We start from the raw sequence: 14,405 nt of genomic DNA, 5'->3' as shown, positions 1-14,405 counted from the left end.
CCAGCCGCCGCCCTGCAGCGCCTCCGGCACGTCCGAGACCGGCAGCGCCCAGGTGACCGGGTCCGCCGGGACCGCCGCGGCCTCGCCCACCCTCACCCGCCGCGCCCGGCCCCGCGCGCCCGGCAGCACCCGGCCGCTCCGCGGCAGCACCTCGAGCGCGCCGGCCCCCTCGCCGAAGCGCACCGCGAGCCCGTCGTCGAGATCGCGGGCCAGCGTCCGCCAGGCGCGGAGCCCGTCGCGCACCAGCAGCACGGTCGCGGGCAGGAAGAGCAGCAGCGCGAGCGCCATCCACCCGGTGCCGGCGGCGTAGGCCATGCGCTCGCCGAGCCGCATGACGTGGCGCGCGAACCACGGGGCGAGCGGCACGCTCGCGAGCGCCAGCGGGCCCACCAGCGCGGCCAGCGCGGCGCGGACGGCCAGCCGGCGCCGCAGCGCCTCCGCCCAGGCCCGCTCGCCGGGCGTGAGCGGGCGCGCGTCCGACTCCGGGCGTCCCTCGCAGTAGCGCACGCGCGGACTGTACCAGCGGCGGCGCGCGGCGGGGGCGCCGTCACGACCCGCCGCCGGAGCCCTCGTCGCGCCCGTAGGCCCGCGCGGGATCGACGTGGAGCCGGCGCAGCGTCTCCCGATCCGGCGCGCCGGTGGCCGCGAGCCCCTGCGCCTCCTGGAAGCGGCGCAGCGCGGCGCTGGTGGCGCGGTCGAGCTCGCCGCGGCGGTGTGCGCCGAGGTAGCCGCGGTCGCGCAGCGCGTCCTGGATCTCGCCCACCGCGCCGGGGGCGAGCAGCGCCTCGGGCGAGGCCGGCACGCGCGGGCGCTCGCCGCGCGGGGGGACGCCGCGCTCCTCGGGGCGGTCCGGCGCCTCGGGCGCGCCGCCGGTCGGCGGCGGGCGCACCGGCTCCCGCTTGCCGCCCGCGGCGCAGCCGAGCGCCGTCGCGAGCGCGAGCGCGCGCCAGGCCCTCATCGCCTCGCTCCCTTCTTCGGCTGCGCCCGCGGCGGCCCGTGCCCCGGCGAGAGCGCCCGCCGCGCCTGCTCCAGCGTGCCCTGCTTCTCCTTCGCCTTCGGGGGCGGCAGGCCGGAGAGGCCGCCCGCCAGCCCGCGGACGAACGCGTTCCGCAGCACGCCCAGGATGGTCGGCACCGCCTGGACCTGCGGGCCCTTCACGCGCCCCTCGATCGGGATGGTGGTCGCGACGACCTCCTTCCCGCCGCGCTCGTCCGAGAACAGGTGCAGCGACGCGTCGGCGAGCATCGCCTCGAGGCGCGTCCCCAGGTCCGGCGCGCCCGCCTTCAGCGCCGCGTCCTTCACCAGCGGGCGCACGCCGCCGGAGAGCCGCCCGTCCTCGGCGCGGAACCGCACGTACAGGTCGAGCGTCCCCCGCTCCGGCACGAGGTCGGTCTTCGCGTCGAGCAGCTCGCCCAGCTCCGCGAGCCGCAGCCCGGTGACCGCGCCCTGCCCGGCGAAGGTGAGCTGCTTCGCGAGCGGATCCGCGGTCGCGAACACCGACACCGTGCCGGAGCGCTGCAGCGTGGCCCGGGCGGCGAGCACGGTGGGCTCCCGGCGCGCCAGCGCGGCGCGGGTGGCGAAGTTCTCGAGCGTGGCCTCGATGCCGTGGAACCAGAGCCGCGGCTTCTCGGGCTCGCGGCCGTCCACCCAGAGCAGCTCGCCGTCCTTCACCTCGGCCCGGTCGATCCGGAACGGCGCGAGCGCCTCCAGGCCGCGCCCGGCCTCCGGCGCCTCCTTCGCCGCCTGCGTCCGCTCGCGCGCCTTGCCGACGAGCAGGTTCAGCTTGGGCCGGCGCAGCTCGACGCCCGCCACCAGGTGGCCGCGCAGCAGCTCCTTCCCGTAGACGCCCAGCTCGGCGCGCTCGACCTCGAGGTACGGGAGCGCCTCGCCGCCCGCGCCCAGCTTCACGATGCGGAGGTGGTGGATGACGTACGAGAGCGCGAGCAGCCGGATCTCGACGTCGGAGAAGGTCCCGCGCATGCCCTCCAGGCCGGCCAGCACCTTGCGCGTGCGCCAGGTCGCGATGGGATCGAGCGCGAGCCGGGCCGCGATCCCGAGGACGAGCAGGATCCCGAGCGCGACGGCGAGGCGTCTGGCGGTGCGGCGCCGCATGGCCTCCCTCGAGCATGGGCCCGGGGGCGCTTCCCGGCACGGCGCCGCCAGCCGGCCGGCGCCCTACCCGGCGGCCACCGCGCGGAGCCCCTGCTCCAGGTCGGCCACCAGGTCGTCGGGGTCCTCCAGCCCCGCGGACACGCGCAGGAGCGCCGGGGGCGCCTCGGGGTCCACCTTGCGCCGCCACTCGACGAGCGACTCGACGCCGCCGAGCGAGGTCGCGTCGCGGAACAGCCGCAGCTTGCCGGGGAGCGCCCGCGCCTCGGCCTCGCTGCCGAGCTCGAACGCGAGCATGGGACCGGGGCCGCGCATCTGGCGGGCGGCCAGCTCCCGGCCCGGGAAGTCCGGGCGCGAGGGGTGCCACACGCGCGCCACCCGCGGCGCCAGGAACTCGGCGAGGCGGGTCGCGGTCGCGGTCTGCGCGCGGACGCGGACGCCCAGCGTGCGCACGCCGCGCAGGACGAGCCACGTCTCGAGCGCGCCCAGCACCGCGCCGCCGACCGTGCGCGCGCGGCGCAGCGCCTCCCCCAGCGCCGGGTCGCGCGCCACCAGGACGCCGCCCAGCGCGTCGGAGTGGCCGGAGAGGAACTTGGTGAGCGAGTGCATCACCAGGTCGGCGCCGAGCGCGAGCGGCTGCTGCAGCACCGGGGTCGCGAACGTGCCGTCCACCACCAGCAGGGCGCCGGCCGCGCGGGCGCGCGCGGCGTGCGCGGCCACGTCCTGCACCTCGCAGGTCGGGTTGCGCGGGGTCTCCAGCCAGACGAGGTCGCCCTTGCCCACCGGCGCGTCGAGCGGGACCTTCTCCACCCCGAGCCGCGCCAGCGCGTCGATGGCGGCGTGCGTCCCGTGGTAGCCGCCGCGCGCGATGGCCACCCGGCGCGGCTGCAGGTGCAGCAGGGCCGCGGTGACCGCGGCGAGCCCCGAGGCGTACACCACCGCGGTGCCGCCGCCCTCGAGCGCGCCCAGCACCGCCTCCAGGCGGCGGCGCGTCGGCTGCTCGTCGCGCGAGTAGACGAGGCCCTCGGGGTTGTCCGCGTCGAAGGTCGTGGAGAGGTGGATGGGCGGGGCGACGTCGGGCGAGGGCTCGACGCCGGCGTCGGCGTGCAGGGCGAGGGTCTCGGGGCGGAGCGGAGCGGCCATGCGGCGCATCCTCGTCCCGGGCGGCCCCGGCGGCAAGCTGTCGCACGCGATCCCCCCGGGCCCCCGCCCGGCCACCCCGCGTCACGCTCCGGTTTCGAGCGCCGGCGCGCGGGCGCGGCTAGGATGCTGGCCATGACCAAGAAGCGCGTCGGCATCCTCACGGGCGGCGGCGACGTCCCCGGCCTGAACAGCGTGATCAAGAGCGTCGTCTACCGCGGCGCCGAGCACGACATCGAGGTCGTGGGCATCCGGCGCGGGTGGGAGGGGCTCACCCACCTCGACCTCACCGACTCCGCCAGCAAGGCGCGCTACGTCTGGCCGCTCGACCGCGAGAACACCCGCACCATCGACCGGACCGGGGGCACCATCCTCCACTCCTCGCGGACGAACCCCGCGAAGATGAAGAAGCTGCCGCCGCACCTCCAGGGGACGTCGTTCCCGACCTCGACCAGCACCAAGGGCGGGACGGCCACCACCACCTACGACGTCTCGAAGCAGGTGCTCGCGAACCTCGAGGCGCTCGGGCTCGACTACCTGCTCGCCATCGGCGGCGACGACACGCTGTCCTACGCCGCCCGGCTCCACGAGCTCGGGTTCAAGGTCATCGCGATCCCGAAGACCATGGACAACGACGTCCGGAACACCGAGTACTGCATCGGGTTCTCGACCGCGATCACCCGCGCCATGGACGCCATCGAGCGCCAGCGCACCACGGTCGGCTCGCACGAGCGCATCGGCGTGTTCCGGGTGTTCGGCCGCGACGCGGGGTTCACCTCGCTCTACACCGCCTACGTCACCTCCATCCGCTGCCTCATCCCCGAGCACAAGCCGAAGATCGAGCACGTGGTGGACCTGCTGGTCACCGACAAGCGCGAGAACCCCTCGGGCTACGCGCTCATCGTGCTCTCCGAGGGCGCGCAGTGGGAGGGCTACGCGGTGCAGGAGTACGGCGACGCCGACGCGTTCGGCCACCGCAAGAAGGCCAGCGTGGGCGAGTCGCTCTCCGACGAGATCAAGCGGCGCACCGGCGAGGAGACGATCGTCTCCGACCTGACCTACGACCTGCGCTCGGGCGATCCCGACTTCATCGACAAGCTCATCGCGTACACGTTCGGCACCATGGCGTTCGACGCGGTGCTGGAGGGGAAGAGCGGCCTCATGTCGGCGCTGGTGGACGGGCGCTACGACCTCGTGCCCATCCCCGACCCGAAGCTCGGGCCCCGCAAGGTGGACGTGGCGAGCATGTACAACACCGACCGCCTGCGGCCGATCTACGCGAACAAGCGCGGGCTGCCGGTGTTCCTGAACAAGATCTGACCGGCCGCGGCGCCGCCCGCCCCTCGACGCGCCCGGGGCGGGCGGACCCTCCCGCGGGCTACAGCTCGTACAGCGACGTCCCGAGCCGCTTGTAGCCGCGCTCGCGGGCGAGCGCGTCGAGCTGGAGCGTGGTCCAGTCGGCGAGCAGCAGATCCGGCGCGCCCTCCCGGGCCACCGTCTTGAGGTAGCCGTTGCAGCCCTGGCACACGTCGAGGCGCAGGCCGTCCTCGCCCTCCACCTCGAAGACGTCGATCTTCTCGGGGGCGGCGTTGCCGCAGTACGGGCAGCCGATGCGGCGGAACTTCCAGCGCGTCCCGCAGCAGCCGCAGGCGAGGCGGCGCTCGCGGCCGGCGGCCGCGGGGACGAGCTGCGCCACCACCGGGCGCGCGGCGCAGGTGGGGCAGTGCGCGTGCATCCACCCGTCCTCGTCGCGCCAGGCCTGGAACGCCGCCACCGTGGGCGCGAGCACCCGGCGGAGCGCGCTCCAGCCCAGGTAGCGCAGCAGGCCGGGCTGGGCCGGCGCCTCGGCGTGCTCGCCGTCGAGCACCCAGGCGACGGCGCCGCGCAGCTCGGCGGGGCGCCCGGCGAGGCGCTCCTTCAGCTCGCGCACGCCGGCCGCGACCGCGTCGGGCAGCGGCGCGGCGTCGAGCGCGGTGATCACCTGCTCGAGCGCGGCGGCGCCGTGCGCGGCGACGTCGGGGCGCCCCTGCTCGGCGCGCAGGAGCGCGATGCCGCGCCCGTACTCGGCGCGGTAGGCCTCCCACTGCTCCGGCGCGGGCGGGGGCGCGGCCTCGGCGCGCGCCGCGGCGTCCTCGACCCTCCCCTGGACGTCGGCAATCCGTGAGAGGTAGGGGTGGGTGCGCAGCCAGTCGTGGAGTTCCGTGTCCATGGACCTACCCTTGTAGCGAAAAGAGAAGCTCCCGGCACCGGGATCCGGTAGCCGGGAGCTTCGGGGTCGCGTACGCGCGGGCGCGTTACGCGCTGACCTGCTCGGCGTGCGGCTCGTTCGCCGCCTTGGCGGGCTCCTCCTTGGGCAGCACCGGCATGTGCCGGACGGCGAGCCCGAAGAGGAAGATGGTCGCCGCGATGAGGCCGAGCGAGACGCCCCACTCGACCGAGCTCGGCAGGTACGCCTGCGCCGAGTCCTGCGGCATGGCGCCCTTCAGGCTCATCGCGAACACCACCACGCTCATGCGGTTCAGCACGATGCCGCCGGTGGCGAGCGCCGCCGCCACGCCCAGGACCGCCGGGCGCTCACGGAGCTTCGCCGAGCCGAGGAGCACGAGCGGCAGGAGCCCGCCCAGCACCACCTCGGCGAGGAACAGCCCGGCCTTCGGACCGGTGAACGCGTGCCCGAGCTGGCCGCGGACGGCCAGGTCGCCGAGGCGGAACGCCTCGTAGACCGCGAGGGCCCAGAACGCCACCTTGCCCAGCGCGGCGAGCTGCGCGACGCGGAGCTGCCGCTTGAACGCCTTCGCGATCCACATCTCCACCAGCACCATCAGGCCCAGGCCGGCCGCGATGGAGGAGAGGAAGAAGTAGAGCGGCATCACCGGCGACCACCAGGCGTGGTCGAGCTTGTCGGGCATGAGCAGGAACAGCGAGCCCAGCGAGCTCTGGTGCATGGTGGACAGCGTCACCGCCGCGATGGCGAGGAGGATGGGCACCGGCTTCTCGCCCGGGCGCGTGCGGAACGCGTACGCCAGGACCGAGAACACCGCCGCGGCGGCGGCCGCGATCAGGACGTTGCGGGACATCAGGTAGACGAACAGCGTCACCGCGCCCACCACGTACCAGGGCGACCAGCGCTTCCAGGCGTCCATCGCCTTCTTCATGCCCCAGCGCTCGAACGGCACCGGCATGAACTCGAACGCGAGCACCGTGACGTAGAGGCCGACGCACCAGGAGACCTCGAACATGGCCGAGTGGTGCGGGGCCTCGGTGCCGAGGCGCCAGAAGTGCCACGGCAGGCCGAGGTCGGCGAGCAGCGTCACCGTGACGAACGAGTAGGACAGGAGGCCCATCAGCACGGCGGATCGTCCGATGGAGTACAGGTCCTTGCGCTGGAGCACGTAGATGAGGCCCGCGGTGGCGAACGCGCCGGCCGCGACCGCGATCCAGACCAGGTCGAAGACGATCCAGAGGCCCCAGGCGTAGGTGTCGCTGAGGTTGGTGGAGCCGCCCAGGCCGAGGGCGAACCGGGCCACGAAGGAGATCGCGCCCCAGGCCATCACCGCCGCGAGCAGCTTGTTCGCGGTGGTCCAGAACGGCTGCTTCACCGGGGCGAACTCGGGGTGGTGCTCGTGCGCCTCCCCCTCCTTCGCCTTCACCTCCTGCTTGCGCTTCGACAGCGCGTACACGCCGCCGAGCGCCGCGCCCACCCCGATGACCGCGGGCGGGACCGCGCCGAGCGCCACCGCGCTGCGGCGCGGGAGCGGGTCGGTGCCGAGGTCCATCGGGAACCCGAGCTTCTCGAACGGGACCGGCGACAGGTACAGCATGTTGGTCCCGCCCACCTCGTGCTCGCCGTAGACGTGGTCCACGTACTTGGCCGGGCTGGCCGCGATGCGCGCGTGCGCCTCCTTCAGCAGCTCGTCCCGGTCGCCGTACTTCAGCGCGCCGGCCGGGCACTGCTTGACGCACGCCGGGGTGGCGTACGCCGCCGCGAGGCGGGTGCGCTCCTCCGCGCCGAGCGCGACGCCGTTGCGCTCCTCCGGCGCGACCGCCGCCTGGCGGCCCACGCACATGTCGCACTTCATGATCTTGGGCGCGAGCGAGTCCCACTCCGCCGTGGGCACGCCGAACGGGCAGGCCCACATGCAGTAGCGGCAGCCGATGCACTTCGAGGCGTCGTAGGCGACGGCGCCCGACTCGGTCTTGTGCAGCGCCGTCACCGGGCAGGCCGCCGCGCAGGCCGGCTCCTCGCAGTGCATGCACTGGCGCTTGGTGGACACGTACCGGAGCCCGCCCGGCGCGCTCGCGTCCTCCACCTCGTCGAAGGTGACCACCGCGAACGTGCGGGAGGTCAGCGTGTTGGGGTTCTGGAGCCCCTTGTCACCGCCGAGCAGCACCGTCTGCTCGGCGGGGAGGTCGTTCCACTGCTTGCAGGTGCTCTGGCACGAGCGGCACCCGATGCAGTACGTCGTGTCGATCAACGTGGCCTTGCTCATCGTCGTGTCCTTTCAGCGCGCCGCCCCCTACCGCGAGGCGACGGCCTCCTCCACGCGAGCGACGTCGACGAGGCACGCCTTGGTCTCCTGGGTGCCGGCTCCCGGGTCCACCGCGTCGATGGTCAGGTAGTTGGTGCTCGGACCGGTGCTGAGGCCCTTGAACCCCCAGTTGTACGGCATCCACACCACCGGCACCTCCTGGCCGGCGATCTTCATGACCTGCATGCGCTTGGTGACGACGGCCTTCACCGTCACGTTCCCGCGCGCCGAGGTCACCTTCACCTTGTCGCCCGACCGCACGCTCAGCTTCGCGGCCAGCTTCTCCGGCAGCTCGATCACCGGCTCGGGGAACAGCTCGTTCAGCCACGGCACGTTGCGCGTGGTGGACCCGGCGCACCAGTGCTCCGCGATGGACGAGGTCATGAGCACGTACGGGAAGTCCTTCGACGTGCCGATGGGCTGCTTGGCCTTGACCCGCGGGTACTTGAGGCACGGGTTCGTCTGCACCTTCGGGTGCATGACGTTCGCCACCGGGCTCTCGACCGGCTCGTAGTGCTCGGGGAACGGACCGTCCTTCGGCACGTAGGAGCTGTCGACGGGCAGCTCGTCCTTCGCCTCCTTGAAGGACTTGTACGGCGCGGCCATGAGCCGCCCCAGGCCCTCGGCGTTCATGCGGAACGCGCGCTGGCCCTCGGGCGTGTCCGGGCCCTTGGTGGCGTCCGGCACGTCCGGCGTGTCCTTGCCCTTCCACTTCTTCTCGGTCTCGTCCCAGGCGATGATCGGGATGGTCCCGGGCCAGGGCTTGCCGTTCGCGTCGCAGGAGGCGCGGTTGTAGAGGATCTTCATGTTGCCCGGCCACGACCAGGCGAAGTCCTTGTAGAAGCCGATGCCGGACTTGTCCGAGCTGTCGCGGCGCTTCGACAGGTTCTTCCCGCCACCGAAGACGCCCGCGTACAGCCAGACGCCCGACGAGGTCGAGCCGTCGGCCTGCAGCTGGCCGATGCCGCCCACCAGGTCACCCGCCTTCAGCACCTTGCCGTCCGGGAGCGTCACGTCGCGGTGCACGCGGCCGTTGATCTCCTTCAGCACGTCCTCGGCGAGGTTGCCCGCGGCGTAGCTCCAGGAGGCCTTGGCGAGCGGCGCGTCCTTGGGATCCGCCGAGCCGGCGTACAGGTCGCGCACCTTGCGGAAGACCGCGTCGATGATCTCGATGTCGGTCTTGGCCTGTCCCGGCGGCTTCACCGCCTCGTACCGCCATTGCACCATGCGGCCGGAGCCGGTGATGGTGCCCTCCTTCTCCATGAAGTAGGCGGCCGGGAGCAGCAGCACCTCGGTCTGGATCGCCTTCGGGTCGGTGCCCGGGCGCTGCCAGAACGCGGCGGTCTCGGTCTCCCAGAGCTCCTGCACCACCAGCATGTCGAGCTTCGACAGCGCGTCGTGCACGTAGGAGAGGTTCGGGTTCGTGACCATCGGGTTCTGCCCGAGGGCCCACAGCAGCTTCACCTGCCCGGCGTAGGCGGCGTCGAGGATGCCGTACACCGAGTAGTCCTTCTTGGCGCTCTTCTTCGGCAGCCAGGCCCAGCCGAACTCGTTCTCGGGGGTGGCGTTGTCGCCGAACCACGCCTTCAGGCCGTTCGCGGTCATCTTCGCGCGGAAGGTGCCGTTGGACTTCGTCCAGTCCTTGAACGTCGTGTGGACGTGCTCGGGGTAGTTCAGGTAGCCGAACATGTAGCCGTGCAGCACGGACATGTCGCAGGCGCCCTGCACGTTCGGCTCGCCGCGCAGCGCGTTGACGCCGCCGCCCGCCACGCCGATGTTGCCGAGCAGCATCTGCAGGATGCCGTAGCAGCGGATGTTCTGGATGCCCACGGTGTGTTGGGTCATCCCGAGCGCGTACAGGATCGTGCCGGGGCGGTTGTTCGCGTACAGCTCCGCGATCTCGACCACCTGCTTGGCGGGCACGCCCGAGATCTGCTCCGCCACCTCCGGCGTGTAGCGCGCGAAGTGCTTCTTCAGCTTCGAGAACACGCAGCGCGGGTCGTCGAGGTCCTTCGCCTTCACCGGCTTGCGCGCGGCGTCGAGCTCGTAGCCCCAGGAGGCGTTGTCGTACTTGTGCTTCTCGTGCTCGTAGCCCGAGAACACGCCCTCGTCGAAGCCGAACTCGTCCTTCGAGACCAGCAGCGCGTTCGTGTGCAGCTTCACGTACGCCTCGTCGTAGAGGCGGTTCTGGAGCACGTGGTTGATGACCGCCGAGAGGAACGCGATGTCCGAGCCCGGCCGGATGCGCGCGAACACGTCGGCGATCGAGGAGGTGCGGTTGAAGCGCGGATCGACGTGGATGACCTTGGCGCCCTTCTCCTGCGCCTTGCGGATCCACTTCATCGCCATCACGTGGTTCTCGGCGGCGTTGGATCCCTCGATCAGGAAGACCTTCGCGTTCTGCAGGTCAGCCCAACCATTCGTCATCGCGCCACGGCCGAACGATGCCCCCAGACTGGGGACGGTGGGGCTGTGTCAAAGCCGGGCCTGGTGCTCGACGTAGCTCGTCCCGAGCAGCCGACCCATCTTGTTGAAGAGGTAGCACTCCTCGTTCGTGTTCTGGGCGCCGCCCAGGAGCGCGATCGCGTCGGTCCGGTTGACCGGGTACTCCTGGTCGCCGTCCTGCTCGGTGGCGGTCCAGGTCGCGTCGCGCGTCGCCTTGATCTTCCGGGCGAGCTTCTCGTAGGCCTGCTCCCAGGAGATCTCCTCCCAGCGATCGGAGCCCGGCGCGCGGTACATGGGCGCCTTCACCCGCCGCGGCGAGTCGTGGGTGGCCTTCATGGCCGCGCCCTTGGTGCAGAGCGCGCCGAAGTTGATGGCGTGGTCCGGATCGCCCTCGAGGTTGACGAGCTGCCCGTCCCTGACGTGGGCGACCATGCCGCAGCCGCACGAGCAGAAGTTGCAGGCGGTGGTGAACTCCTTGGTGCCCTTCAGCTTCAGGGCGCCGGTGGCGGCCCGCGCCTCACCCGGGCCGAAGCCCAGGTCGGCGAGCGCCAGCCCGGCCGTGCCCCCGGCTGCAATCTTCAACCAATTTCTTCTGCTCAGGGTCATTGTGGTGCTTCCCTTTCGTTGCCAATCCGGATGGCGGCTGCTCCCGCGGGACGCGGCGTGTGCACCGCCCGGGCCACCCGACGGATTGCCTCCTCGGGCGTACGCCAGGCCACGACGCGGGCGCACTGTACCGATCGGTCCACATTGATGCAAGTGCCCGTGACCCCGAGCGAATTTTGCCTCTAGTCGAGTTCAAAGGTCCATGAAATCGGGAATACCTGTTCCGGGGGAGCGGGAAAGCCCCTGGACTTCCCGGGTCCGGTACCGGCTTGACCGGGGTCAATTGACCACGCGCATTTGGGCGCGGCCGCGGAACGGGGACGAAAATTACGCGCCGAGATTCCCCTGCGGCGGCCCCGGCGCAATCGGTGCGCGCCGGGCGGCCGCGCGCCGGCGCGCCCGCGCGATCCCCACCCTGCCCGGGCCGCACAACGGGCATACTTTGACGAGGCGGGTCCGCGGGCCCGGCCAGAGGCCATGCCCAACCGTCGCCGCCCTCCCGTCGCCGTCCTCCGCACGCACGCGGTGCCCGCGGCCGTGGCCGCCATCAGCCTCGCCGCCGCGCTCGCGTCCTGGCAGTACGTGCGGGCCGCGGTCCAGGCGCAGGAGGTGGCGCGCTTCCGCGAGCGCGCCACGGCCGGGACCGACGCGCTCCGCGATCGGATGAACGCGTACGTGGCGATGCTGCGCGCCACGCGCGGCTTCGTCGAGGGGACCGGCGGCGAGCCGGACCGCCTCGGCTTCCGCACCTACGTCCAGAGCATCGAGCTCACCCGGTACTACCGCGGGATCCAGGGCCTCGGCTGGTGCCGGGCGCTGCGGCCCGGCGAGGTCGGCGCGCACGTGACGGCGGTGCGGGCGCAGTGGAACCCGGAGTACCGCGTCTGGCCCGAAGGCGAGCGCGCGCTCTACTCCAGCATCGTCTTCCTCGAGCCGCTCGACTGGCGCAACCGCCGGGCCATCGGCTTCGACATGTTCTCCGAGCCCGTCCGGCGCGCGGCGATGGAGCGGGCGCGCGACACCGGCGACGTGGCCGCGTCCGGCCCGGTGGAGCTGGTGCAGGAGGCCGGCACCGAGCGTCAGGCCGGGTTCCTCGTCTACCTGGCGGTGTACGCGCGCGCGCCGCGCTCGCCGGAGGAGCGGCGCGACCTGCTGCGCGGCTGGGTGTACGCGCCGTTCCGCGCCACCGACCTGCTGCGCTCCACGCTCGGCGACGCGCCGGCGCGCACCCTCGGGCTGGCGGTGTACGACGGCGAGGCCGAGACGCCCGACGCCCTGCTCTACGACGACGGGACCGCCGCCCGCGGGGCTGCGCTCACCACCGCGCAGCGCCTGGAGGTGGCGGGCCGCACCTGGACGGTGCGCCACACCGCCACCGCCGCCTTCGTCTCGCGCACCGACCGGGCGCTCCCGGCGCTGGTGCTGGGCGTGGGCGCGGCCCTCACCGTGCTGCTGTTCTGGATCACCCGCTCCGAGGTGCTGGCGCGCGGGCGCGCCGAGCAGGACGCGCGCCGCACCGCGTTCCTCGCCGCCGCCAGCCAGCGGCTGGCCTCGGATCTCGACTACCGGCGCACCCTCCCCGAGGTGGCCCTGCTCGCCGCCGAGCGGGTGGCGGACGTGTGCGTGGGCTGCGTGGTCGAGCCCGCCGGGCCGCTCTGGTTCGCCGGCCACCGCGACCCGGCCCGGGCCGAGGCGTGGCTGGCCGCGGCCGCCGCCACCGGGCTGGACCCGCAGGCGCGCACCGGGATGGCGGCCGCGCTCTCCACCGGCCAGCCGCACGAGGTGGACCGCGCGCCGGACCGGGTGCCGTTCTTCGCGGGTTCCCCGGCGCTCGCCGCCCGGATGCGCGAGGATCGCGTGGACGCGCTCCTGAGCGTCCCGCTCATGGTCCGGGGCGAGCCGCTCGGCGCCATCACCCTGCTCTCGGCGCACGGCCCCTTCGACGCGCACGATCGGGCCCTGGCCGAGGACCTGGCCCGGCTGCTCGGGGCCGCGGTGGACACCGCGCGGCTCACCTGGCGCGCGCAGGACGCGGTGCGCGTCCGGGACGAGTTCCTCTCGATCGCCTCGCACGAGCTGAAGACGCCGCTCACCTCGCTCGCGCTCCAGTCCGACAGCCTGCGCGCCAGCGCCGGCCGCGGCGACGCGGAGGCGCTGGTGCGCAAGTCGGACGTGATCCGGCGCAGCGTGGACCGGCTCACGCGCCTGGTGGCGAGCCTGCTCGACCTCTCGCGCATCAACGCCGGGCGGCTGGAGCTGGAGCTCGAGCCGGTGGACCTCGCCGAGGTGGCGCGGGACGTGGTGGCGCGGTTCGAGGAGGAGGCGGCGCGGGCGGCGTGCCCGCTCTCGCTGGAGGCGCCCGAGCCGGTGGTGGGGCGCTGGGACCGGGTGCGGCTCGACCAGGTGCTCACCAACCTGCTCGGGAACGCGGTGAAGTACGGGCCCGGGCGGCCGGTCGAGATCCGGGTGCGGGCCGACGGCGACCGCGCGCTGCTCTCGGTCCGCGACCACGGCATCGGCATCTCCGCCGCCGACCAGCGGCGCATCTTCGAGCGCTTCGAGCGCGCGGTCTCGCGCCGCCACTACGGCGGCTTCGGCCTGGGCCTGTGGATCGTGCGCGAGATCGTCGAGGTGCTGGGCGGGACCGTCCGCGTCGAGAGCGCGCCCGGCGCCGGCTCGACCTTCACGGTGACGCTGTCGCGCGCGCCCGAGCCCGCCGCCGCGCACCGGACCGGGGCCGCCACCACCAGCCCGCCGCCCACGGCCTGATCGCGCCGCTACCCCGGCCCGGGCTGGCAGCGCGGGCACCACCAGGTCGCCTGCGCGTGCGGCCCCTGGCGCGCGAAGGCGATGGGCGCCCCGCACTTGCGGCACGGGCGCCCGCCGCGGCCGTACACCCAGGTCCGCTCCCGCGGGTTCATGCGGCGGGTGGTGCGCCGCCCGCCACGCCGGGTCTCCGCGCCGTCCGGGCCCGGCGGCGGGACGTTCTCGGCGATGATGAGCCGGCGCGCGGCCGCGATCACCGCCCGCAGCTCGGCGTCGGCGAGGTCCTCGACCCGCCGGAACGGGCTCACCCCGGCGACGAACAGGATCTCCGACTTCAGCTCGTTCCCGGCGCCGGCGAGCGCCGCCTGGTCCACCAGCGCGTCCGCGACGGCGAGCGCGCCGCGCGCCCGCAGCCGCCGCTCCGCCTCGGCCTCGTCGAACGCGGGCGAGAGCAGGTCGGGCCCGAGGCGCGCCAGCGCCGGGTGCCGCCCCAGGTCAGCCGCGCGGATCCACTCCGCCACCGGCACGTCGAACGCCACCGCCACCGCGTCCGGCACCTCCACCCGCACGCGCATCGCCGAGGCGGGCCTCCGCCACCGGGCGCCGGGCCGGTACAGGTGCCAGCTCCCGTTCATGCGCAGGTGCGTCCGGAGCACCAGGCCCCCCGAGAAGTGGAGGAGCAGGTGCTTGCCGGCGGACTCGGCGCGCTCCACGGTCCGCCCGGCCACCGGCGCGTCGGCGTCCACGCGCGCCAGCCGGGGCAGCACCGTCTCGAAGCGGACCACCGGCTTGCCGGCGAGCGCGCGTGCA

Annotated in this window: 9 protein-coding genes and 1 pseudogene; 2 read left to right on the top strand and 8 right to left on the bottom strand. The window is 73.8% G+C overall.

Translation table 11 applies throughout. The annotated features are described in order from the left end of the window. The 4 genes and pseudogenes from PSR1_RS14805 to PSR1_RS14790 form a co-directional block, all read right to left on the bottom strand. Positions 1-507 (bottom strand): annotated as a pseudogene (locus tag PSR1_RS14805) (hypothetical protein); the annotation flags it as partial. A 40-nt stretch (positions 508-547) separates the two neighbouring features. Continuing rightward, a complete protein-coding gene (locus tag PSR1_RS14800; protein WP_059438282.1) occupies positions 548-958 on the bottom strand; it encodes a peptidoglycan-binding domain-containing protein in 411 nt (136 codons plus the stop codon). Then, positions 955-2,112, bottom strand: coding sequence for a DUF748 domain-containing protein (locus tag PSR1_RS14795; RefSeq protein ID WP_059438281.1), 1,158 nt, complete (start codon positions 2,110-2,112; stop codon positions 955-957). The genes PSR1_RS14800 and PSR1_RS14795 overlap by 4 nt, the downstream gene beginning before the upstream one ends. A gap of 63 nt (positions 2,113-2,175) precedes the next feature. Further along, complete coding sequence (locus tag PSR1_RS14790) at positions 2,176-3,252, bottom strand: PLP-dependent aspartate aminotransferase family protein (protein WP_059438280.1); 1,077 nt, start codon at positions 3,250-3,252, stop codon at positions 2,176-2,178. A gap of 132 nt (positions 3,253-3,384) precedes the next feature. Between PSR1_RS14790 and PSR1_RS14785 the strand changes: the two genes are divergently transcribed. After that, positions 3,385-4,569 carry a 6-phosphofructokinase gene (locus PSR1_RS14785; protein WP_059438279.1) on the top strand — a complete coding sequence of 395 codons (1,185 nt, stop codon included), beginning with the start codon at positions 3,385-3,387 and terminating at the stop codon, positions 4,567-4,569. A gap of 58 nt (positions 4,570-4,627) precedes the next feature. On the opposite strand, the gene PSR1_RS14780 is transcribed toward PSR1_RS14785, so the two are convergent. The 3 genes from PSR1_RS14780 to fdnG all read right to left on the bottom strand — a co-directional run bounded on the left by PSR1_RS14780 (position 4,628) and on the right by fdnG (position 10,829). After that, the gene (locus tag PSR1_RS14780; protein ID WP_059438278.1) at positions 4,628-5,458 is read right to left on the bottom strand and encodes a formate dehydrogenase accessory protein FdhE; all 831 of its coding nucleotides are present in this window, start codon (positions 5,456-5,458) and stop codon (positions 4,628-4,630) included. 85 nt (positions 5,459-5,543) lie between these two features. Further along, positions 5,544-7,739, bottom strand: a complete 2,196-nt coding sequence (locus PSR1_RS14775) for a 4Fe-4S dicluster domain-containing protein (RefSeq protein ID WP_059438277.1) — start codon at positions 7,737-7,739, stop codon at positions 5,544-5,546. A 27-nt stretch (positions 7,740-7,766) separates the two neighbouring features. Next, on the bottom strand, positions 7,767-10,829 hold the full coding sequence (gene fdnG, locus PSR1_RS14770; protein WP_152643362.1) for a formate dehydrogenase-N subunit alpha: 3,063 nt from the start codon (positions 10,827-10,829) through the stop codon (positions 7,767-7,769). A 477-nt stretch (positions 10,830-11,306) separates the two neighbouring features. On the opposite strand from fdnG, the gene PSR1_RS14760 reads away from it, so the two are divergent. Continuing rightward, positions 11,307-13,598: a CHASE domain-containing protein gene (locus tag PSR1_RS14760; protein ID WP_059438274.1), complete on the top strand. Its 2,292-nt coding sequence runs from the start codon at positions 11,307-11,309 to the stop codon at positions 13,596-13,598. An 8-nt stretch (positions 13,599-13,606) separates the two neighbouring features. On the opposite strand, the gene PSR1_RS14755 is transcribed toward PSR1_RS14760, so the two are convergent. After that, positions 13,607-14,405 (bottom strand): DNA-formamidopyrimidine glycosylase family protein (locus tag PSR1_RS14755; protein WP_059438273.1); only part of this gene is annotated, 799 nt, incomplete at its 5' end.

Source organism: Anaeromyxobacter sp. PSR-1 (genome assembly GCF_000964525.1).
GTDB lineage: Bacteria > Myxococcota > Myxococcia > Myxococcales > Anaeromyxobacteraceae > Anaeromyxobacter.
This window is presented reverse-complemented; position numbering and strand designations above follow the sequence as displayed.